The organism is Streptomyces sp. NPDC019937 (assembly GCF_040631655.1).
GTDB lineage: Bacteria > Actinomycetota > Actinomycetes > Streptomycetales > Streptomycetaceae > Streptomyces.
Genome location: NZ_JBEYAL010000033.1, coordinates 54,664 through 76,681, shown reverse-complemented (window position 1 = coordinate 76,681; position 22,018 = coordinate 54,664). Strand labels below are relative to the sequence as shown.

The 22,018-nt window shown below is 71.1% G+C and carries 19 protein-coding genes; 10 read left to right on the top strand and 9 right to left on the bottom strand.

The window, feature by feature from the left end; all coding sequences use genetic code 11:
* Positions 1-72 precede the first annotated feature (72 nt).
* Positions 73-2,667 carry a bifunctional FO biosynthesis protein CofGH gene (locus ABZ562_RS29480; protein WP_361485310.1) on the top strand — a complete coding sequence of 865 codons (2,595 nt, stop codon included), beginning with the start codon at positions 73-75 and terminating at the stop codon, positions 2,665-2,667.
* Here ABZ562_RS29480 and ABZ562_RS29475 read toward each other — a convergent pair.
* Entirely contained in the window at positions 2,647-4,608 is a 1,962-nt protein-coding gene (locus ABZ562_RS29475) for a heavy metal translocating P-type ATPase (RefSeq protein ID WP_361485308.1), read from the bottom strand. The genes ABZ562_RS29480 and ABZ562_RS29475 overlap by 21 nt on opposite strands.
* 66 nt (positions 4,609-4,674) lie before the next feature.
* Between ABZ562_RS29475 and ABZ562_RS29470 the strand changes: the two genes are divergently transcribed.
* Both ABZ562_RS29470 and ABZ562_RS29465 read left to right on the top strand, forming a co-directional pair.
* On the top strand, positions 4,675-5,031 hold the full coding sequence (locus tag ABZ562_RS29470; RefSeq protein WP_361485307.1) for a metalloregulator ArsR/SmtB family transcription factor: 357 nt from the start codon (positions 4,675-4,677) through the stop codon (positions 5,029-5,031).
* 67 nt (positions 5,032-5,098) lie between these two features.
* Positions 5,099-5,545, top strand: a complete 447-nt coding sequence (locus ABZ562_RS29465) for a GNAT family N-acetyltransferase (RefSeq protein WP_361485305.1) — start codon at positions 5,099-5,101, stop codon at positions 5,543-5,545.
* A gap of 10 nt (positions 5,546-5,555) precedes the next feature.
* Here the strand turns inward: ABZ562_RS29465 and ABZ562_RS29460 are convergent, their stop codons facing one another.
* Both ABZ562_RS29460 and ABZ562_RS29455 read right to left on the bottom strand, forming a co-directional pair.
* The gene (locus ABZ562_RS29460) at positions 5,556-5,816 is read right to left on the bottom strand and encodes a hypothetical protein (RefSeq protein ID WP_361485303.1); all 261 of its coding nucleotides are present in this window, start codon (positions 5,814-5,816) and stop codon (positions 5,556-5,558) included.
* A 57-nt stretch (positions 5,817-5,873) separates the two neighbouring features.
* The gene (locus ABZ562_RS29455; RefSeq protein WP_055557838.1) at positions 5,874-6,221 is read right to left on the bottom strand and encodes a MerR family transcriptional regulator; all 348 of its coding nucleotides are present in this window, start codon (positions 6,219-6,221) and stop codon (positions 5,874-5,876) included.
* A gap of 913 nt (positions 6,222-7,134) precedes the next feature.
* Between ABZ562_RS29455 and ABZ562_RS29450 the strand changes: the two genes are divergently transcribed.
* The 5 genes from ABZ562_RS29450 to ABZ562_RS29430 all read left to right on the top strand — a co-directional run bounded on the left by ABZ562_RS29450 (position 7,135) and on the right by ABZ562_RS29430 (position 11,311).
* A complete protein-coding gene (locus ABZ562_RS29450) occupies positions 7,135-7,338 on the top strand; it encodes a cold-shock protein (RefSeq protein ID WP_055557837.1) in 204 nt (67 codons plus the stop codon).
* Between the two features lie 243 nt (positions 7,339-7,581).
* The gene (locus ABZ562_RS29445; protein ID WP_361485300.1) at positions 7,582-9,033 is read left to right on the top strand and encodes a DEAD/DEAH box helicase; all 1,452 of its coding nucleotides are present in this window, start codon (positions 7,582-7,584) and stop codon (positions 9,031-9,033) included.
* A 127-nt stretch (positions 9,034-9,160) separates the two neighbouring features.
* Complete coding sequence (locus tag ABZ562_RS29440; protein ID WP_361485298.1) at positions 9,161-9,544, top strand: CBS domain-containing protein; 384 nt, start codon at positions 9,161-9,163, stop codon at positions 9,542-9,544.
* Between the two features lie 6 nt (positions 9,545-9,550).
* A complete protein-coding gene (locus tag ABZ562_RS29435; RefSeq protein ID WP_361485296.1) occupies positions 9,551-9,859 on the top strand; it encodes an SCO5918 family protein in 309 nt (102 codons plus the stop codon).
* 327 nt (positions 9,860-10,186) lie between these two features.
* Positions 10,187-11,311, top strand: a complete 1,125-nt coding sequence (locus ABZ562_RS29430) for an ADP-ribosylglycohydrolase family protein (RefSeq protein WP_361485294.1) — start codon at positions 10,187-10,189, stop codon at positions 11,309-11,311.
* Here ABZ562_RS29430 and ABZ562_RS29425 read toward each other — a convergent pair.
* From ABZ562_RS29425 to ABZ562_RS29415, 3 genes are all read right to left on the bottom strand, one after another.
* Positions 11,289-12,599, bottom strand: coding sequence for a glycosyltransferase 87 family protein (locus ABZ562_RS29425; RefSeq protein WP_361485361.1), 1,311 nt, complete (start codon positions 12,597-12,599; stop codon positions 11,289-11,291). The genes ABZ562_RS29430 and ABZ562_RS29425 overlap by 23 nt on opposite strands.
* 202 nt (positions 12,600-12,801) lie before the next feature.
* Positions 12,802-14,373, bottom strand: coding sequence for a sodium:solute symporter family protein (locus ABZ562_RS29420; protein ID WP_361485292.1), 1,572 nt, complete (start codon positions 14,371-14,373; stop codon positions 12,802-12,804).
* Positions 14,374-14,688: 315 nt separating this feature from the next.
* Positions 14,689-15,468, bottom strand: coding sequence for an SDR family oxidoreductase (locus ABZ562_RS29415; RefSeq protein ID WP_361485290.1), 780 nt, complete (start codon positions 15,466-15,468; stop codon positions 14,689-14,691).
* 142 nt (positions 15,469-15,610) lie between these two features.
* Here ABZ562_RS29415 and ABZ562_RS29410 point away from each other — a divergent pair, with 142 nt between their 5' ends.
* The gene (locus ABZ562_RS29410) at positions 15,611-16,450 is read left to right on the top strand and encodes a hypothetical protein (protein WP_361485288.1); all 840 of its coding nucleotides are present in this window, start codon (positions 15,611-15,613) and stop codon (positions 16,448-16,450) included.
* 143 nt (positions 16,451-16,593) lie between these two features.
* On the opposite strand, the gene ABZ562_RS29405 is transcribed toward ABZ562_RS29410, so the two are convergent.
* From ABZ562_RS29405 to ABZ562_RS29395, 3 genes are all read right to left on the bottom strand, one after another.
* Entirely contained in the window at positions 16,594-16,803 is a 210-nt protein-coding gene (locus ABZ562_RS29405; protein WP_055557831.1) for a DUF397 domain-containing protein, read from the bottom strand.
* Positions 16,804-16,981: 178 nt separating this feature from the next.
* Entirely contained in the window at positions 16,982-17,854 is an 873-nt protein-coding gene (locus ABZ562_RS29400) for a helix-turn-helix transcriptional regulator (RefSeq protein WP_361485286.1), read from the bottom strand.
* 412 nt (positions 17,855-18,266) lie between these two features.
* On the bottom strand, positions 18,267-19,013 hold the full coding sequence (locus ABZ562_RS29395) for a GPP34 family phosphoprotein (RefSeq protein ID WP_361485284.1): 747 nt from the start codon (positions 19,011-19,013) through the stop codon (positions 18,267-18,269).
* A 256-nt stretch (positions 19,014-19,269) separates the two neighbouring features.
* Between ABZ562_RS29395 and ABZ562_RS29390 the strand changes: the two genes are divergently transcribed.
* The gene (locus ABZ562_RS29390) at positions 19,270-21,855 is read left to right on the top strand and encodes a D-alanyl-D-alanine carboxypeptidase (protein ID WP_361485282.1); all 2,586 of its coding nucleotides are present in this window, start codon (positions 19,270-19,272) and stop codon (positions 21,853-21,855) included.
* Positions 21,856-22,018 lie beyond the last annotated feature (163 nt).

The following is a 22,018-nucleotide window of genomic DNA, read 5'->3' as shown; positions in this document are numbered from 1 at the left end:
TCGTGATCAGACCCACAAAACCGCAGGCCCGGCCGGTCTGGCGGTGTCGGACACCACTCGTATGCTCGGAGGATGACCACGAGCGCGCAGGGAAATGAATCGACGCCCCCCACGGCCAACGCGATGCGCCGTGCGCTCAAGCGCGCCCGCGAGGGCGTGGCGCTGGACACCGCCGAGGCGGCGGTGCTGCTCCAGGCGCGCGGGGACGACCTGATGGATCTGGCCGCTTCCGCCGCGCGCGTGCGGGACGCCGGTCTGGAGGCCGCGGGCCGCCCCGGGGTCATCACCTACTCGCGCAGCGTCTTCATCCCGCTCACCCGGCTGTGCCGCGACAAGTGCCACTACTGCACGTTCGCCACCGTCCCCGGCAAGCTGCGCCGCGAAGGCCACGGCATGTTCATGTCCCCCGACGAGGTGCTGGACATCGCCCGGCGCGGCGCCGAAATGGGCTGCAAGGAAGCGCTGATCACGCTCGGCGACCGCCCCGAGGACCGCTGGCCCGAGGCGCGCGAGTGGCTGGAGGCCGAGGGGTACGACGACACGATCGCGTACGTACGGGCCATGGCGATCCGCATCCTGGAGGAGACCGGGCTGCTGCCGCACCTCAACCCCGGCGTCATGAGCTGGACGGACTTCCAGCGGCTCAAGCCCGTCGCGCCGTCCATGGGCATGATGCTGGAGACCACGTCCGAGCGGCTGTGGAGCGAGCCCGGCGGCCCGCACTACGGCTCGCCGGACAAGGAACCGGCCGTCCGGCTGCGCGTCCTGGAGGACGCGGGCCGCAGCTCCGTGCCGTTCACCAGCGGGCTGCTGATCGGCATCGGGGAGACGTACGAGGAGCGCGCCGAGTCGCTGTTCGCGCTGCGCCGCGTGTCCCGCTCGTACCACGGCGTCCAGGAGGTCATCGTCCAGAACTTCCGCGCCAAGCCGGACACGGCGATGCGCGGGATGCCGGACGCCGAGCTGGACGACCTGGTGGCCACCGTCGCGGTCGCCCGGCACATCCTGGGCCCCTCCGGATGCATCCAGGCGCCGCCGAACCTGGTCGACGCGGAGTACGAGCGGCTGATCGGCGCCGGTATCGACGACTGGGGCGGCGTCTCCCCGCTCACCCCGGACCACGTCAACCCCGAGCGCCCCTGGCCCCAGGTGGACGAGCTGGCCGAGCGGTCCGCCGCCGTCGGGTTCGCATTGCGCGAACGGCTCGCGGTCTACCCCGAGTTCATCCAGCGCGGCGAGCCGTGGCTGGACCCGCGGCTGCTGCCGCACGTGCGCGCGCTGGCCGACCCGGCCACCGGGCTCGCCCGCCCGGACGCCCGGCCCGCCGGGCTGCCCTGGCAGGAGCCCGACGAGGCCTTCAGCCCTTCGGGCCGCACCGATCTGCACCGCACCATCGACACCGAGGGCCGCACCGGCGACCGGCGCGACGACTTCGACGAGGTGTACGGCGACTGGGAGGCGCTGCGCGAGGCCGCCGCCCCCGGCATGGTCCCGTCCCGGATCGACGCGGACGTGAAGGCCGCCCTGGCGCAGGCCGCCGACGACCCCACCAAGCTCACCGACCCCGAGGCGCTGGCCCTGCTGCACGCCGACGGGCCCGCGCTGGACGCGCTCACCCGCATCGCCGACGACCTGCGGCGGGCGGCCGTCGGTGACGACGTCACGTACATCGTCACCCGCAACATCAACTTCACCAACGTCTGCTACACCGGCTGCCGCTTCTGCGCCTTCGCGCAGCGCCGCACCGACGCCGACGCGTACACCCTCTCCCTGGACCAGGTCGCCGACCGCGCCCAGCAGGCGTGGGACGTGGGCGCGGTGGAGGTGTGCATGCAGGGCGGCATCCACCCGGACCTGCCCGGGACGGCGTACTTCGACGTCGCCCGGGCCGTGAAGGAGCGCGTCCCCGGGATGCACGTCCACGCGTTCTCCCCGATGGAGGTCGTCAACGGCGCCACCCGCACCGGGATGTCCATCCGCGAATGGCTGACGGCGGCGCGCGAGGCGGGCCTCGACACCATCCCCGGCACGGCGGCCGAGATCCTCGACGACGAGGTGCGCTGGATCCTCACCAAGGGCAAGCTGCCGACCGCGACCTGGGTGGAGGTCATCAAGACCGCGCACGAGCTGGGCATCCGCTCGTCCTCGACGATGATGTACGGCCATGTCGACCAGCCGCGCCACTGGCTGGGCCATCTGCGGCTGCTGGCGGAGATCCAGCAGGAGACGGGCGGCTTCACCGAGTTCGTCACCCTCCCCTTCATCCACACCAACGCCCCCGTCTACCTCGCCGGTATCGCCCGCCCCGGCCCCACCACCCGCGACAACCGCGCCGTGACGGCCATGGCGCGGATCCTCCTCCACCCGCACATCCCCAACATCCAGACCAGCTGGGTCAAGCTCGGCACCGAGGGTGCGGCCGAGATGCTGCGCTCCGGCGCCAACGACCTGGGCGGCACGCTCATGGAGGAGACCATCTCCCGCATGGCGGGCTCCTCGTACGGCTCCTACCGCTCCATCCAGGACCTCATCGGCATCGCCGACCTGGCGGGCCGCCCCGCCCGCCCCCGGACGACGACCTACGCCAACGTGCCGGAGGAGCGGCAGACGGCGGCCCTCGCCTCGGACGGGCACCTTCCGGAGCTGCTACCGGTGCTCGGCGACTGAGCCCTTCCGCCACGCGGACTCGCGCAGCAGCCGCAGCCCGTTGAGGCCGACGAGGACCGTGGAGCCCTCGTGCCCGGCGACACCGAGGGGCAGCGGCAGCTGCCCGGTCAGGTCCCAGACGACCAGCGCGGTGATGCAGACACCGGCGATGACCAGGTTCTGGACGACCAGCCGCCGGGCGGTGCGGGAGAGCCGTACGACGGCGGGCAGGGCGGCCAGTTCGTCCCGTACGACGACGGCGTCGGCGGTCTCCAGGGCCAGGTCGGAGCCCGCCCGGCCCATGGCGACGCCGGTGTGGGCGGCCGCCAGGGCGGGCGCGTCGTTCACGCCGTCCCCGACGACCAGGACGCGGCGCCCGGCTCCCGCCAGCTCCCGTACGGCCGCCACCTTGTCCTGCGGCAGCAGCCCGGCGCGTACGTCGGCGATGCCGGTCTCCGCGGCGAGGCGGTCGGCGGCGCGCCGGTTGTCGCCGGTGAGCAGCACCGGCCGGGAGCCGGTCAGCGCCGTGAGGCCGTCGACGGCTTCCGCCGCGCCGGGGCGGAGCCGGTCGGCGAGGTCGAGCACCCCGGCCGCCCGGCCGTCCACGAGGACGGCGACGGCGGTGTGCCCGGCCGCCTCCACCTCGGCGACTTCCGCGTACGCCTCCGGCAGCACCCGGGCGGGCGCCCCCACCCGGACCTCGCGCCCCTCCACGGTCGCGGAGACCCCCAGCCCGGGCGTGGAGGCGAACCCCTCGGCGTCCGGCAGCTGCATCCCGCGTCCCGTCGCCGCGTCCACGACGGCGCGGGCCAGGGGGTGTTCGCTGGGCCGCTCGGCCGCGGCCGCGAGGCGCAGCAGCGCGTCCTCGTCCAGCCCCGCACCGGGCAGCGGGCGCACCTCGGTCACCTGGGGCGTGCCCTCGGTGAGGGTCCCGGTCTTGTCCAGGGCGACGGCGTCCACCTGGCCCAGCCGCTCCATGACGACCGCGGACTTCACCAGCACGCCGTGCCGTCCGGCGTTGGCGATCGCCGACAGCAGCGGCGGCATGGTGGCCAGCACCACCGCGCACGGGGACGCGACGATCATGAAGGTCATCGCGCGCAGCAGCGTCGGCTGAAGCGCCGCGCCGAGCGCGAGCGGGACCGCGAACAGGGCGAGCGTGGCGGCCACCATCACCAGGGAGTACCGCTGTTCGACCCGCTCGATGAACAGCTGGGTGGGCGCCTTGGTCTCCGACGCCTCCTGGACCATCCGCACGATGCGGGCGATCACCGAGTCCGACGGGTCGCGCTCGACCCGTACCCGCAGCGCCCCGGTGCCGTTGACGGTCCCGGCGAACACCTCGTCCCCGGCCGCCTTCGCGACGGGCAGCGGCTCGCCCGTGATGGTGGCCTGGTCGACCTCGCTCTCGCCGTCCAGGATGCGCCCGTCGGCCCCGACCCGCTCCCCGGGCCGGACCAGGACGGTGTCCCCGACCGCCAGCGCGTCGGCGGCCACCGTCTCCTCGCCGCCGCCGGGCAGCAGCCGGGTGGCGGTCGCGGGCGCGAGGTCGAGCAGCCCGCGCACCGAGTCGGCGGTCCGCGCGGTGGCGACCGCCTCCAGGGCGCCGGAGGTCGCGAAGATGACGATCAGCAGCGCGCCGTCCAGCACCTGCCCGATCGCCGCCGCGCCGAGCGCCGCGACCACCATCAGCAGATCCACGTCCAGCGTCTTGTCCTTGAGGGCCTTCAGCCCCTCCCACCCCGGCTCCCAGCCCCCGGTGACGTACACCGCCCCGTACAGCGGCCCCCACGCCCAGCCGGGCGCCCCGCCGAGCTGCGCCGCCAGCGCGACCAGGAACAGCACGAGCGCCGCCAGCGCCCAGCGGGCCTCCGGCAGGGCGAGTACGTGGGTACGGCGGCGGGGTACGGCCGCGGGCCGGGCCGTCGGGGGCGCGGACCGGGTGGTGAGCGTGGACGTCATGGCGGCACACCGTACCAGCAACACTTGAACAAGTATTCATGCATAAGTGGTCCGTAGGATGAGCCCATGGGCCATGGAGCACAAACCCCCGCCGGCGACGCCGCCGCCCCGCGCGCCCGTCTCACCCCCGATAACGCCCCGACGGTCGCCGCCACCCTCCAGGCCCTCGCCACCCCCTCACGCCTGCTGATCCTGGCCCACCTCCGCGAGGGCCCCTGCCCGGCCACCGAACTCGCCGAAGCCGTCGGTATGCAGCAGTCCGCCTGCTCCCACCAACTCCGCCTGCTGCGCAACCTCGGCCTGGTCACCGGCACCCGCCAGGGCCGCTCCGTCGTCTACTCCCTCCACGACAACCACGTGGCGGAACTCCTCGACCAGGCCCTCCACCACGTCGAGCACCTCCGCCTGGGCGTCACGGACTGAGCCCGCGCCCGACGGGCGGGCAGAAAACGCGTGCCGTGCGGCTCGGCGGGCTGCCATGCTGCGCGCCATGACAACCGATGACGGACCTGGCCCCACCCTGACCACCGGCGGGCGTGACAGCGAACTCGAGAGGCGGCTGACCGAGGAACTGGTCGCCTTCAACACGGCCGCCACGGGCGCGGCCGATCGTGGCGCGTTCTCGGTCAAGGTCGCCGATCGAGCGGGCGAGTTGGTTGGTGGGCTGTCCGCGTGGACGTGGGGTGGCCTGTGCGGCATCGAGCTGCTGTGGGTGCGCGAGGACAGTCGTCAGGACGGCTGGGGCGGCAGAATCCTGCGGGCGGCCGAGACCGAGGCGCGTCGGCGCGGCTGCGATCGCGTTGCCGTGTCCTCGTTCACCTTTCAGGCTCCCGGATTCTACGAGCGCCACGGCTACGCCGAGACCGGCAGGACGCCCGGTATCCCCGGGGGGCACGCGGACGTGCACCTGTTCAAGCGGCTGACCGGCGAACCGTAGGGGCGGCGCTTCAGGTGTCGTAGCCGGTCAGGCCATCGGCGTCGTCGTTGAGCTGCTTGAGGTCCACATCGCTGAGGAACGGCAGCACGGCGCCGCAGTCGAGGCAGGCGCGGGCGAAGTCGACGTCGAACGCCGGGCGGAGCTTGTAGGCGCGCGGGCGGGGGAACGTGAGCCGGAGGCGGTCGTTCTGGCCTTCGAGCGTCCTGAGCTGAGCGACCGGGCTCAGCCGACTCGATCCGCATACCCCGCAGCGCAGTACCCCGGTTCCCATGTGGGTGACGATACATCAGGACATCAGATCACCCCGGGGGCCGGGGCGGGGGCATGGTCAGGAAGCCTCGGGCTGGTTCGATTCGGCGACGGGCCCCCGCAGCTCTTCGTTGAGCCGCCGGGCTTCCTCCAGCTGATCTTCGAGGATGACGATGCGGCAGGCGGCGTCGATCGGAGTGCCCTGGTCGACGAGTTCGCGAACGCGTGCCGCGATGCGCAGCTGGTAGCGGGAGTAGCGGCGATGGCCCCCCTCGGAGCGCAGGGGGACGATGAGGCGGGCCTCGCCGACGGCGCGCAGGAAGGCGGGTGTGGCGCCGATCATCTCCGCTGCGCGGCCCATGGTGTACGCGGGGTAATCGTCGTCATCGAATTTGTCGGTGGCTCGTTCTCGGGGCTTCGAATTCATCGCACCTCTCTGTGGGACGCGTCGAGGGGCCCTGGTGCCATTTGGCACCAGGGCCCCGAGGGTTCAACACCATCTACCGGCGCTGTGCGCCGGCCTTCTGTTTCCGCTGCCTGCCCTGGGGGCGAGGCGCGGGGATCGCGGCTGCGTGACCGGGGACCACCTTCCAATCCGGGGCCTGCGGTACCCGAGCGGACCAGGTCCGTGCCCGGGCGATCCTGATGGCGTCTCCTCCTCTCCTTTTTCTCTCGCTGCTCTTGCTGGAACTGCTGTCGTGCGTCATGCGTGGCGGCCCTGCGGCCACCCGGCCCGGCAGCCAGTGGCGGGACCTTCCTGCACTTCCCGGCCCCGCCACTCCGCTGTCGTGCCGTGTTCTGCTCGCGGCAGTTCGTCTCTGCCGCGCCTGACTGACGTCGTTGGCTACGCGAGAAACACTAGCCACTGGAGCGCCGCATGTCTACTGCGGCCGGTGCAGATTTACCTCTACTGCCGTAACAGGCCCAGGGGGCCCGACCCCATGGGCCGGGGAGGTGGAGGTGAGGGTGCGGTGGCGGGGCCTCGGTCGTCACCCCCGCCGTCCACCGTGCGGCCGTCTTCCCGGCGGCCCGCCGGTCCTCGGTGGCGTTCTCCCCGCCGATGCCCAATATGTAATGCCGCGACTGCAGAAATAACCTCTGAATTGGTGGGGAGTTTTTGCCGTGCCGAGCTTGACTCTCAATTATCGTGCAGGACCCGGCGTGCCGTGCTACCGTCGTTGTCAGTTGCAGTTGTGGTTCCCAGACTTCAAGTGTCCTCGCCGTCGTACACGGCGGGAATGCTTTTGTATTTCCGGTGTATTTCCGGAGGGGTGATCATCGCGGCGACGCGGGGTCCGCAAAGTGTGGGCTCCGGGCACTGCGCCCGAAGGAGATATAGCATGACTACTGGCACCGTGAAGTGGTTCAACTCGGAAAAGGGCTTCGGCTTCATCGAGCAGGACGGCGGCGGCCCCGACGTCTTCGCCCACTACTCGAACATCGCCGCCCAGGGCTTCCGTGAGCTGCAGGAGGGCCAGAAGGTGAACTTCGACCTCACGCAGGGCCAGAAGGGCCCGCAGGCCGAGAACATCGTTCCCGCCTGACGCTGACGCGTACAGCGACGCTGGGGCCCGCACCTTGGGTGCGGGCCCCACTCGTTTTCCCCGGCGATCCGGCATCTTGAGCGTCCGCCTTGCCGGTGTACGTCGATCATCTTTCGAAGCGGTGGGCGCACCTCTTCCGCCCCACTTCGTTTCGTTTACCTATTCGGTTCGTTCTTGCGATTCTTTTCTGCGCGGCTCACTGCTGCCGAGAATTCCTCGACGTGCCGCATCGAGGAAGGCCGCATGAAACGCACTGTCCGAACGAACAACCGTTCCGTCCGCCCCCGCTCCGGTGGGAACGGCCGTCGTCCCGCCGCGCCGCAGGGAGAGTTCGCCCTGCCCGTCACGCGCACCCCCGCTCTGCCTCCGGCCGAGACCTTCGCCGAACTGGACATGCCGCCCGCGCTGCTGGCGGCCCTGGCCGCGGAAGGCATGGCCGTGCCGTTCCCGATCCAGGGCGCCACGCTGCCGAACTCCCTCGCGGGCCGCGACGTCCTGGGCCGTGGACGTACCGGCTCGGGCAAGACCCTCGCCTTCGGCCTGGCCCTGCTGGCCCGTACCGCCGGACAGCGCGCCGAGACCCGCCGGCCCCTGGGGCTGGTCCTGGTTCCCACCCGGGAGCTGGCCCAGCAGGTCACCGACGCGCTCGCCCCCTACGCCCGGTCGCTGAAGCTGCGGCTGGCCACCGTCGTCGGCGGTATGGCGATCGGCCGGCAGATCAGCGCTCTGCGCGGCGGAGCCGAAGTCGTTGTCGCGACCCCCGGGCGGCTGAAGGACCTCATCGACCGCGGTGACTGCCACCTGGACCAGGTCGGCGTCACCGTGCTGGACGAGGCGGACCAGATGGCCGACATGGGCTTCATGCCTCAGGTCACCGCGCTGCTGAACCAGGTCCGGCCCGAAGGGCAGCGGATGCTCTTCTCGGCCACCCTGGACCGCAACGTCGACCTTCTGGTCCGGCGCTACCTGGCCGACCCGGTGGTCCACTCCGTCGATCCCTCGGCGGGGGCCGTCACCACGATGGAACACCACCTGCTGCACGTCGACAGCGCGGACAAGCACGCCACCACGACTGAGATCGCCGCCCGTGACGGCCGGGTGATCATGTTCCTCGACACCAAGCACGCGGTGGACAGGCTCACCCAGCACCTGCTGAACAGCGGCGTCCGCGCCGCCGCCCTGCACGGCGGCAAGTCCCAGCCCCAGCGCACCCGCACGCTCGCCCAGTTCAAGACCGGCGACGTGACGGTACTGGTGGCCACCAACGTCGCGGCCCGCGGCATTCACGTGGACAACCTCGACCTCGTCGTCAACGTGGACCCGCCCAGCGACCACAAGGACTACCTGCACCGCGGCGGCCGCACCGCCCGGGCCGGCGAGTCCGGCAGCGTCGTCACCCTCGTCCTGCCGGGCCAGCGCCGCGACATGGCCCGGCTCATGAGCACGGCCGGCATCACCCCGCACAGCACCAAGGTCCGCTCCGGCGAAGCGGAACTGAGCCGCATCACCGGCGCCCAGGCCCCCTCCGGCATCCCCGTCACCATCGCCATGCCGGTCGTCGAACGCGCCAAGCGGGGCGGCTCGTCCTCGCGGGGGCGGCGCAGCCGACCGGCCCGGGCCCGCCGCGCCGCCGGATCGACCCGGACGGGGGCGGGGGCCTCGCAGCGGCGGTCCACCCTCGGCTCGGCCGCGTAGGCCCCGGACCGGACGCTGACGCTCGGTTACGGCTCGTCGGACCACCACAGCACGGAGGCTCTCCTTGACGATGGTTCACCCGCACCCCAGCCCGACGAGCTGTTCCCCCAGGACAGCCGATGACGCCATGAGCCCGCTCGGGCCGCAGGCCGGAGACGACATGTTCGTCGACGTGGCCCTGTCGGTCCTCGCGGGCGCCCGCGCCGACCATCTCCTCGTCCGTGACGAGGACGGCCGGTGTGCCGGACTGGTGGCCCGTGCCCAGCTGAGCGCCCACCGCGGCGCCTCCTGGTACACCGAGGAAACCCGGTTGCGGGACATCCCGCACGACCGGGGGCCCTTCACCTCGCCCGTGACGGCTGTGGGTGAAGCAGAACGCAGGATGCGCGAGCGCGCGCTGCGGGCTTCACCGGTGGTCGACGAGGACGGTTACGCCCTGGGAGTCCTCGCCCTCGCCCCGCTGATCTCTCCGGCCGGTCATCCGATTTCGGCCTCTCTTCGACCCTGTTGAGGCATTATGCGCTGTGTTATCGCCCGCTTCCCCTTCGATCTGATCAAGAGTGAGGTCGAGCAAGCGATGGCAGGTATCAAACCCGAAACCGTCACGGGAGACTCCGTGCTCATCGGCCGCCGTCAATACCCCGTCAAGCAAGTGGGCGCGGTCATCACCCGTCAGGACCGCCGTGACTTCACCGCCGACGAGGTCACCCGAGCACTGACCCGTCTCGGTTTCACCTGCCGTTCCCTTCCCGTATCCACACCCGACGCGGGCCATACGCCACTTGAGGCCGCGTCCGCGCTGCTCGGCTCCCCGGAACCTGCCTGACCGGGACCGACACGCCCGCACGATGAGGGCCCCGACCGCACGGCGGTCGGGGCCCTCATCCGTGCCCGCGGCGGGTCGCATTCCGCCGTCTCGGGAATGCCGGGCTTCCCCGTAAGATCTGCCGCGCGATGGGAACGCCGCTGCGCGTTGTGCGCTGTCCGTTATCCGGTGCGTCATTTCGGAATGAGGAGGTCCGTCGCACTATCCGTGATGACGCCTTCACCATTCGCCGCCCCATGGACGGCACCCGGATTCGATCAAAGAGTGTCCATTACAGTTCAAAGACACTCCAGGGCCATACACATATCGAAGAAGAGGGGAAAGGTCGTGACCGCAACCGCCAGCGCAGCGACCGGCGTCTGGGGCCGCGCCGAACAGCAGGACTTCCGTAGCCGGGTACGGGGCTGTCTGCTCGGCGGGGCGATCGGGGACGCCCTGGGGGCGGCGGTGGAGTTCTCCTCGCTGGCCGACATCCGGGCGAACCACGGCGCGCAGGGCGTGACGGACTTCCTGCCCGCGTACGGGCGGCGCGGCGCGGTCACCGACGACACCCAGATGACGCTGTTCACCGTGGACGGCCTGATACGCGCCCAGGTGCGCCGCGACACCGGCGCCTGGCATCCGCCCACCGACATCCACGCCGCGCACCGCCGCTGGTACGCCACCCAACGCGACTGGGGCCCCGACGAGCGGCGCGAGGGTGACGGGTGGCTGGCCCGCCAGGAGTGGCTGTACGCCCAGCGCGCGCCCGGGCGGGCCTGTCTGACCGGGCTCGGGGACGCGACCATGGGCACCCTGGAGGCCCCCAAGAACCCCGACTCCAAGGGCTGCGGCGCCGTCATGCGCTCCGCGCCGTTCGGGCTGCTGGTGGGCTGGGAGCCGCAGCTGGTGTTCCAGCTGGCCATCGAGTGCGCGGCGCAGACCCATGGCCACCCCACGGGCTATCTGGCGGCCGGCGCGTTCGCCCTCATCGTGCACGGGCTGGCGCGCGGGGAGGCGCTGGACGGCGCCGTCCAGCGCACCCTGGCCCATCTGGCGGGCCGCCCCGGCCACGAGGAGACCACGGACGCGCTGCGGCGGGCGCTGGGCGCCGTACGCCAGGGGCTGCCGACGCCCGAGCGCGTCGAATCCCTCGGCGAGGGCTGGACCGGCGAGGAGGCGCTGGCCATGGGGCTGTACTGCGCCCTGGTCGCCGAGGACGTGCGGCACGGTCTGCTGCTGGCCGTCAACCACGGCGGGGACAGCGACTCCACGGCGGCGATCTGCGGCAATCTGCTGGGCGTGCTGCACGGCGAGACGGCACTGCCGCCCGTGTGGCTCGCCGAGGTGGAGGGGCGCGGCACGATCCTGGAGCTGGCGGACGACTTCGCGATGGAGATGACCCAGGGCCCCGCCCTGCACGGCCCCGAGAACTCGGCCCCCGCCTGGCTCAGCCGCTACCCGCGCGCGTGAGCGTGCGGGACTGGGGACGACGCGGCGCCACGGGCCGAGCGGGGGTGCCCCCGCCGCCGCGCAGGGCGCGGAAGATGACCCACGCCGCGGTCGTCAGGAAGGCGACGCCGATGATCGGGTAGACGGCCGTCATCAGCATCTGGGGCGGGGTCTGGTGCAGCTCGACGCGCTGTTTCACGCTGTGCGGGGCGTACCAGATCATGAAGGAGCAGAAGAGCAGCCCGGTCAGCGCCGTCCAGCCCGCCCAGGCGCGGGACGCCCGGCGGACCGTCTCGACGGCGAGCAGCAGCACCATCGGGACCGCCCACACCCAGTGGTGGGACCAGGAGACCGGGCTGACCATGAGGGCGGTGACGGCGCAGCTGACGGCGGCCCAGGCGCGGGCGTGCGGGAGGGCGCGGTCGTCCGCGAGCTGGGCGGCGACGGCGGTGGCCAGGCCGGCGCAGCCGGTCAGCGCGGCGGCGGCGAGCCACCACGGGCCGGGGTCGGGGGTGTGCAGGAGGCGGGCGAGGGCGCCGAGCAGGTTCTGGTTGCCCGAGCCCTCGACGTCGCCGGGCCGGTCGGTGGCGAACACGATCTCGGTCCAGAAGCGGTTCGAGTCGTACGGCAGCGCCAGCGCCGCCAGGCAGACCGTCCAGGCGAAGGCGGCCGTGGCGACGCCCGCCCGCCGCAGGTGGTCGCTTGCGAAGCCGTGCCCGGCCCGCAGCCGCCGGACGGCGTCGATCAGCCCGGCGGCGGCGAGGAAGACCACGAAGAGCCCGGGGGTCAGCTTGATCCCGGTCGCGATGCCGGTGCCGAACCCGGCCCAGCGGTGGCCCGGCCGCCGGGTCAGGTCCCACAGCACGAGGACGGCGATGCCCAGGTTGATCTGGCCGTAGCGCAGGGTCGTCCACACCGGTTCGCACCACACCGCGACTCCGGCCAGGGCCAGCACGGCGGCGGCGCGCGGCGCCCGGCGCGGGCGGCCGACGAGCCGCAGCGACAGATGGGCGAGGGCGACCATCAGGGCCAGGTTGGCGGCGGTGCCGAAGGTGCGAAGGACGCCCGTGCCCATGACGGTCAGCGGGGTGAACAGCATGGCCGCGAACGGCGGGTAGGTGTTGGGCAGATGGTGCGCGGTCGCCCGCATGTCGTACAGGTCCGCCGCGTTGCGTACGGTCCAGCCCTCGGCCTGGTAGACCAGCAGATCGACCATGGACACCTGGGCGGCCCGCTGCGCGATCCAGAAGCCCGTGAAGGACAGCAGACAGAACACCGCCGCGCACAGGACGGGACGCCGGGCGATCATCTGTGTCGCGGTCACGGGGTCGCTCCAGAGGTGCGTGAGGGCGGCAAACGGCACAGGCGGCCGACGATAGTACGTTCCGGATGATGGCCCGTGGCGGGGTGTTGGTTGCCTGTACGTGCGTAAAGCCCCACTTCAGGGCCCCGGTCACCGAAGGAGCGAGGGTGACCGGGGCCCGGTGGGGCTGCCGCCGCGCGGCGGGGCGTCAGTCGGACGCGCCCGCGACCGTCGTACGGCCGGTGGCGTCCGGTGCCGGAACCGAGCGCGCGGCGCCCGCCGCACCCGGCCCGTCGCCGTCCGAGTTGAGCGAGGCGAGGATGGCGTCGCGCTCGGGGGTGTCCTCCGGCTTCAGATAGCCGACGACGATGAAGAGCACGAGCGAGACCGCGAGCGGGACGGCGACCTGGTACTCCAGGTTGACGCCGCCGTCGATCGCGTCGTTGATCGGGTAGTTGACCAGGTAGAAGGCGATCAGGCCGAGGCCCCAGCTGGTGAGCGCCGCGGTCGGCCCGGACTTGCGGAAGGCCCGCAGCATGCCGAGCATCAGCGGGATCGCGATCGGCCCCATCAGACCGGCGACCCATTTGATGACGACGGTGATGATGTCGCCGAAGAAGTCGGAGTTCACCTGGGTGGCGATGCCCATGGACAGGGCGAGGAAGAGCAGGGTGGTGTAGCGGGCGGCGAGCAGGCCGGTGCGGGTGCTCCACTGCCGTACGGACTTGAAGATCGCGGGCATGATGTCGCGGGTCACCACGGCGGCGATCGCGTTGGCGTCGGAGGAGCACATCGCCATGGTGTGCGAGAAGAAGCCGACGATGACCAGCCCCAGCAGACCGTGCGGCAGCAGGTGTTCGGCCATCTCGGCGTACGAGTCGGCGGGCTTGTCCGTCTTGATGATGAGCGGCGCGACCCACATCGGGAAGAACAGCACCAGCGGCCAGACGAACCACAGGACGGCCGACAGCCGGGCCGAGCGTTTGGCGGAGTGGGCGCTGTCGGTCGCCATGTAGCGCTGCGCCTGGTTCCACATGCCGCCGTTGTACTCGAAGGTCTTGATGAAGAGGTAGGAGAGCAAGAAGATCAGCGTGTAGGGGCCGACGGTCGGTTCGGCGTGGCTGTCGGGGAGGTCGTCCCAGACGGTCCAGAAGGTGCTGAAGCCGTCCAGCTCGTTGAGCACGGCGATCAGCATCGCGATGCCCGCCACCAGCTGGATGACGAACTGGCCGAGTTCGGTGAGCGCGTCGGCCCACAGCCCGCCGACGGTGCAGTAGACGGCGGTGACCGCGCCCGTGATCAGGATGCCCTGGTTGAGCGAGACGCCGGTGAAGATGGAGAGCAGGGTGGCGATGGCCGCCCACTTGGCGCCCACGTCGACGATCTTCAGTAACACCCCGGACCAGGCGAGCGCCTGCTGGGTGGGCAGGTTGTAGCGGTTCTTCAGGTATTCGAGGGGCGAGGCGACGCCCAGTTTGCTGCGCACCCGGTTGAGGCGCGGCGCGAAGAGGTTCGCGCCGATCGCGATGCCGATGGCGATGGGGAAGGACCAGGTGACATAAGAGGTGATGCCGTATTGGTAGGCGATGGCCGCGTAACCGGTGAACATCACGGCGCTGTAGCCGGACATGTGGTGCGAGATGCCCGACAGCCACCAGGGCATCTTGCCGCCGGCGGTGAAGAAGTCGCTGACGTTGTCCACGCGCTTGTGGGACCAGACGCCGATGCCGACCATGACGCCGAAGTAGCCGATGAGTACAGCCCAGTCGAGACTGTTCATGTCCCCTCCCAGGGGTCCGCCTTGTGAACGGGTGCGCACTTCGCCGCGACGTTCCTTTGGGGCGGTTCCCCCGAGCGGGAGCGGGGTACTTCCCGGATTGAACCGCTTGTCCGGGCGGCCGGTCAAGGGTTCGAGAGGTCACGAATGTGAACACAAATCAGAGAGAAGAACGATTTTACGGTTTCTTGACCTTCTCAGGCGTTGTCGTGCACGCGTCCGTGAATCCAGGATGAGCGGGCACTTCGTCAGACGCACACCCACGCATCGAGGGGTCGGTACGGGAGCGGGATCCCGAAAGGCCGGACAGGAGTCGCGCTAGCGCATCAGTTCACCGGCGTTCACCAGCAGCGACTGCCCGGTGATCGCCCGGGCCCGGTCGGAGGCCAGGAACACCGCGGCCTCCGCCACATCGCCGTCCGTCGCCAGATCGGGCAGCGCCATCCGGCCCGCGAGCCGCTGCTCGATCTCGGCCTCGGGCAGCCCTTCCGCGTGCGCGGCGAACTGGACGTACGCCCGCACCGGCGGCCCCCACATCCACCCGGGCTGCACGGTGTTGACCCGGATCCGGTGCGGGCCCAGCTCGCGCGCGAGCGCGTACATGGCCGAGGTGAGCGCCCCCTTGGACGCCGCGTACGCGGTCTGCCGTACCTCGGTGGGGGCGGCGAGCGACGACTGCGTGCCGATGAGCACCACCGCGCCACCGTTCCGTTTGAGCGCGGGCAGGCAGGCCCGGGTCATCCGGAGCGTCCCGAACAGGTTGACGTCCACCACGCGCCCCCAGGACGCGAAGTCGGCGTCCTCCAGCCCGCCGAAGTGGCTGTCCAGGGCGGCCACGTTGACGACGGCGTCGATCCGGCCGAAGCGGTCCAGGGCGAGCGCGGCCAGCGCCTCGCACTGGGCCTCGTCCGCGATGTCGGTGGCCCGGTGGGCGGTGCGCGTGCCGCCCGGGTCCAGCTCCACGGCGGTCTCGGCCAGCCGCTCCGCGGTCCGCGCGCCGAGGGCGACGTTGGCGCCCTCGCGCAGGCATGCGGCGGCGACGCGCTGGCCGAGGCCGGGGCCGACACCGGAGACGATGACCGTTCTGCCGCTCAGCATGGGGCCTCCTCGGGGCTGACGCGGCGTCAGGCTAGGCGCGCGGACCTGATATGACCAGACCCGGTTCGCGCCGAATGCCGTACGGCGCGGATCGTGTCGCACCTCTCCCAAGCTGACGCCGCGTCAGCTACACCTGATGGGCATGACGAGCGACGCGAGCGGCGACCTGTACGCCCAATTGGCTTCCGTCGGCCCCTACGGGGTGCGCCCGGGGCACGCCCTGATCACGATGGTCGAGCCGCATCCGGGCCATGAGTACGCGTACAACCGCTGGTACGAGGACGACCACTTCATCGCGGGCGCGATGGCCATGCCGTGGATCTACGCCGGGCGCCGCTGGGTCGCCACCCGCGACCTCCAGCGGCTGCGCTACCCGGCGAAGTCGGCGGTCGCCCAGCCGGTCACCGCGGGCTGCTACCTCACCGTCTACTGGCTCACCGAGGACCGCTACGCGGAGCACATGCGGTGGACGGTCGGCATCAACAAGCGGCTGAACCGGGACGGCCGGGTGTTCCAGGAGCGCACGCACGTCCTGACGGCCTTCCACGACCGGGAGGCGACCGTCTACCGGGACGGCGCGGCCGGGCCGCGCGACCACCACGCCCTCGACCACCCCTACGCCGGGCTGGTCCTGGAGGTCATCGAGAGCGAGAGCCCCGAGCGGCGCGGGGAGCTGCTCGACTGGCTCACGGCCCGCCATCTGCCCCGCCGCCTGGCCGGCTCGCCCGCCGCGCTGGTGACCGTCTTCCGCCCCACCCCGCTGCCGTCGGACCGCATGGCGTACGTCAAGCAGGTGGAGGGCGTCGACACCAGGCTGACGCTGCTGTGGTTCCTGCAGCGCGATCCACGGATGTGCTGGGAGGAATTCATGACGGGTCTCGACACCGATGTGGAACGGTCCGGTCTGGGCCGGGTGGAATTCGTCGCGCCGTTCATTCCGACGATTCCCGGGACGGACCGGTACGTCGCGGAACTTCGATGACGGCGGGCGATAAGGCGGGGGAAGGCATGCGACGAGCCCTCTCGGCAGGGACGGCGGCCGGTCGAGAGGGCTCGGTGGCGTTGCGGCGAAACTGCGGTTCTGCGGGGCCGGACCGCGCTGCCGCGGCCGGTCGAACAGCAGGATCAGCCGAGGTCGAAGGCTCCGCCGTGGACGTCGGCGACGAAGGCCGACCAGGAGGCGGGGGCGAAGCTGAGCGTCGGTCCGTGCGGGTCCTTGGAGTCGCGCACGGCGATCTCGTCGACGACCGGGGAGGCGACCTCTACGCATGCGCCGTTTCCTGCGGAGTACGAGGATTTCACCCAGGTACTCGTCTTTCCCTGCTGAATGGACACAATTGCTCCGATGCGTTTTGTTGACGAGATGCACCCCCGTTTGGAGGCGAGGCCGACGTTACTCGTCAACATCGTCAGGAAAGGTGGCCATTCACTCGACCGGGTGGCATATTCCACCGGCCCCTTCCGCGGCGAAGTGCGGAGGTGTACGCTCCGCGCTCGCTCCCGACCGGCGTCGTCAGCCCTCCCCGTGCCGACGCGCGTGGTCCTGCGCCACCTCGGTGATGAACTGACGGCTCTGGTCCACGTTCAGCGCCTGGGCCCGCAGATGCTCGTACATCATGCTGTAGCTCTGCACATCGGTGAGCTTCTCCAGATAGAGGTCGCTCGTCACGCCCTCCAGATAGACGACGCTCGTATCCGACTCGTCGGAGAACTCCAGGATGGTGAACTGCCCGCTCATGCCCGGATGCGAGCCCATGCCGAACGGCAGCGCCTGCACGGTCACATGCGGCTCGTGGCTCATGCGGACCAGATACTCCAGCTGATCGCTCATGATCTTGTGGTTGCCGACCACGCGCCGCATCGCCGCCTCGTCCACCACGGCCCACAGCCGCAGCGGGGCCAGCGGATCGGTGATCCGCTCCTGTCGCCGCAGCCGCACCTGCACCCGCTGGGCGATCTGGTCCGGGGCGACCTCGGGCAGCGCCCCGCTGATCACCGCCTCCGCGTACTCCGGGGTCTGCAACAGCCCCGGCATCACCTGGGGTTCGTAGACCCGCAGGGACGCCGCGTCCGTCTCGAACCCGATGTAGACGCTGTACGGGACGTCGCCGAAGGCGTTCCACCAGCCCTGCTGGCGCGACTCCTTCGCCATTTGCATCAGGGAATCGACCAGGGCCTTGTCCTCGACCTTGTAGGTCCGGCAGAGGTCGCGCACATCGCGCTGACTGATGCTGCGACGGCCGTTCTCCAGTCTGCTGATCTTCGACTGGGAGACCATCAGCTCCTCCGCCACCTCCTCCGCCGTCATGCCCTTCTCCTGGCGGAGCCTGCGCAGTTCCTGGCCCAACCGGCGTCGCCGGACAGTGGGGCCGACGTTCGATGTCACGGGACGTGCACCTCCGGCTTCGTACTGCTGATACATGCTGTTCAGCAGCCTGCCACTACCGGACCCGGCCGCGCTGGGAAATGGCCCGACAAAGACCGTACAAAGGGCGGTCGAACGCGCGCGCGGGGCGGCGGGACGGCCGGTCGTCCGGAACGGCCGTCCCACCACCCCGCGCTTCAGCGGCTCCCGGACCGGGTCGGTGGGGACTGCGGTGCGGTCGGTGGAGCGGACTGGTGCTCGGTGGTGCTGTATCGGTTCTGCGGGCTCTGGCGAGCCCGGGTGGTGCCCTGGATGCGTGCCCTGTGCTGCCCTGTCGTGCGCTGTGGTGCTCCGGGGGCTCCTCGGGGTGCGGTGGGGCGCTCGCGGCGCTGCGCGGCGTCCTGGGGCGCCCTGGGGGCCTCCGGTCAAGGGGTCAGCGCGCTCCGACGCGGGCCATGCTCCCGCGGCGGGACGGCTGAGCCGGAACCCCGGCCGCGGGCTCCGCGGCGCGTGCTGCCGGCTGTCGGCCCGGGGCCGGTGCGCGCCGTGGCTGCGCCGCGACACCGTTCTGCACGTCCATCACGGCGTGCGCCACCAGACCGCCCATCGGGTCGTGCCTGATCAGATCCCGGAGCCTGGAGCGCGAGGAGCGCCCTTCGTTCCCGGGATACAGGTGCTTGCCGAGCCCGACCGCGTGGGCCAGGGCGGCGAGCGCCGCGGTCCGCGGGTCCGGCGGTACGCCGGTGCGGATCGCACTGTCCAGCCGGGACCTGATCTCCCGGCTGATCGCCGTGTCCGTCGCCTGGTAGCGAGTCGTCGGCAGCACCCCGCACATCTGGCCCGCCACGGCATGCACCATGCCGCACCGCTCCAGGTGCGTGAGATACGTCTGGCGCAGCCCCAGCCGGGGCCCGCCGATCCAGTGGACGGCCCGAACCGGGCTGCCGCGACGACGCAGCAGCTCCAGTGCGGAGTCCAGAGTTGGATCTCCGGTCGGCCGTGGCAGCACCACGGCGATACGATCCCCGTCAGGGGCTATCCGTCCGGCCAAGGCCAGCTCTACTAGCTGTGCCCCGGCCAGACCGAGGTCGAGCGACTGCGGCTGCGCCGTGGTACCCGTGGTCGGGTCCAAGGCGAGCAGCAGAAGCTCCTCCGGAATTGTTCTGCGGCTCCTGCCCATCCATGCCTCCCCGCGTGGATGAATGACAGGGTGACCCCTGCCACATTGGTCTGTCGAGAGTGCCTGGGGGATTTGGATGGGAACCGGTAGGTATGTCTTTCTCGTCTAGCAGGTGAGTGATCACTCTGAGGCGCTCTCCGGCGGTGGCGTTGCGCGGCTGCGCGCCGGACACACAGGACACTGGTTGATGGTTGTAATGCGGGACGCGGCGTCAGGAGGCGCCCGGCGTCCCGTGTGACGTATCGAGGAGGCATCGGTGGCGGGCGAGTCCCCCGGCAAGTCGGATCAGCAGAAGTCGTCGGGGGAGACGGCCAGGGGAGCACGCGATCCGCGGCTCACGGCCTCCCGTGAAGAGGAGGCCGACGGCGGGCGTTCGGCGGTCGCCGTCGCCGAGGGCGCGTCCGAGCCGGCTCCCGCGGAACCGGAATCGGAGCGTCCGGAAGCTGTGGGTGGCGACGATACGCCTGGTGTTCGCGAAAGCGAAGGCAGTGAATCGGTCGAAGCGGAAGCGGAGTCGGGCGACGCGGAGGCCGAGTCGGGGCCGCCGGTCCGCCCCAAGGGCGAGGCGCCCTCGTCGGATGCGGCGGGCAAGTCTGACGAATCCGGCGAATCCGGTGAGACGGACAAGTCGGAGCGGGTCGGGTCCGACGATCCGGACGCGGACGCGGACGCGAAGGCGGAGGACGAGGGCAAGCCGTCGGACGCGCCGGTCGACCAGCGGACGACATCGCTCCGTACGAAGGACGTGCCCGCTGAGCCGAAGGGCGACGACGACGCCGAAGAGGCCACGTCCGGCGATGCCCCTTCGGAGGCGCCGGTCGACCGGAAGACCGCGGTGTTCCGTACGACGGACGTACCCTCCGACGCCAAGGGGACGGCTGAGGCGACGTCGGGCGCCGACGATGACGACGCGGGCGATGAGGACGGCAAGGACGACGCCTCCAGCGCCAAGGACGAGGCCGAGGACGCCGACGCCAAGGACGCCAAGGACGCCAAGGACGCCAAGGACGCCAAGGCCGCCAAGGCCGACGACGAGCGCGCCTCCGGTGGGCGGCGTCCGGCGTGGGCCGATGACGACGGGGACGAGGACGAGGGCGACGCGAAGGCCGCGTCGGACGACGGCGACGACAAGCCGTCGGCCGGCCGGTCCGTCGACCAGAAGACCGCCGTCTTCCGCGCGCCCAAGGTGGACGACAAGCCCATCGACCGGCCCACCGCCGCGTTCGGCGTGCTCCCGGAGAAGAAGAAGGGCGTCGACCAGCCGACCACCGCCATCAAGGCGCTCCCCGGCGACGACGCCAAGGGCACCAAGAAGCGGGCCGAGAGCGAGAACGAGCGCACCAGCAAGTTCGTACCGCTGCGCTCCGCCGACGATCCCGCCCCCGCGAAGGCGAAGCCGAAGACCGAGGCGAAAGCAGAGCCGAAGACCGAGCCGAAGGCAGAGGCGAAAGCACCGGCGAAGCCGGAGACGGCGGCACCGGCGAAGCCGGGCGAGCTGCCGGAGACCGAGCGCACCAAGCAGCAGCCGCTGCCGCCGCAGACGCCGGACGGGAAGCAGCCCGCACCGCTCGATCTGCTGGCGCAGCTGACGAACAAGCCGCCGAAACCCGAGACTCCGGTCCGGACGGCGGTGCGGCGGGTCAAGATCTGGACGCCGCTGGTGCTGCTGCTCGTCGTGCTGCTGGGGATCGCGCAGGCGGTGCGGCCGCTGCCGGACCCGGAGCTGAAGCTGACGTCCGACGCGTCGTACGCCTTCAAGGGCGACAAGCTGGCCATGCCGTGGCCGGGCGAGGGCCAGTCCGCGGCCGAGGTCCAGGGCGTGGGCAGCCTGGGCACGTCGGGGGCGCAGAAGCCGGTGCCGATCGCCAGTGTCACCAAGGTCATGACCGCCTACGTGGTGCTCAAGGACCATCCGCTGAAGGGTGACGACGAGGGCCCGCGCATCGAGATCGACGCGACGGCCGCCAAGGAGGCGGAGTCCGCCGACGAGTCGCGGGCGTCGGTGAAGAAGGGGCAGAGCTTCACCCAGCACCAGCTGCTCCAGCTGCTGCTGATCAACTCCAGCAACAACATCGCCCGGCTGCTGGCCCGCTGGGACGCGGGGTCGCTGGACGCGTTCACCAAGAAGATGAACGACGCGGCCAAGAGCCTGGGCATGAAGAACACCACCTACACGGACCCCAGTGGGCTCAAGGAGTCCACCAAGTCCACCGCGGCCGACCAGCTCAAGCTGGCGAAGGCGGCGATGGAGTCCGACGCGTTCCGCGAGGTCGTGGCGACGCCGAACACCGAGATCCCCGGTCTCGACGGCAAGATCTACAACAACAACAATCTGCTGGTGAAGCCGGGCGTGATCGGCATCAAGACCGGTTCGTCCACCCCGGCCGGCGGCGCGCTGATGTGGGGCGCGGTGCGGACGATCGACGGCAAGAAGCAGCGGATCCTCGGCGTCGTGCTCGAGCAGCGCGCGCCCACCACGCTGGACGCCAGCCTCCAGCTGGCCCAGACGGAGAGCTACAAGCTGATCAGCACCGTGCAGGACGCCCTGACCTCGGCGACCGTCATCAAGAAGGGCGATGTCGTCGGCCAGGTGGACGACGGCCTCGGCGGGACGACCCCGGTCGTCGCCACCAAGGACCTGAAGGCGGTCGGCTGGGCGGGGCTGAACGTCGACATCGAGATCGGTGACGGCGGCAAAACCATTCCGCACTCGGCGAAGGCGGGCACCGTCGTCGGCCAGGTGACCGTGGGCAGCGGGCCCGGTCAGGTCAGGGCGCCGGTGGCGCTGCAAGACGACTTGTCCGAGCCGTCCTTCGGGGCGAAGCTGACCCGCATCACCTGACCTGGGCTTCGGGCACCGGCGCGGGAGCCGCGCCGGTGTCCATAGCCGCTGACGGACCGCCTCGCGTGCTAGCGTCGCATGATGCCCACGACCCTGACTCGCCCCGACCAAGGCGAACCGTGGGGGACCGGCGCGGGGTTGAAAAGATGAACAGGGGCAGACC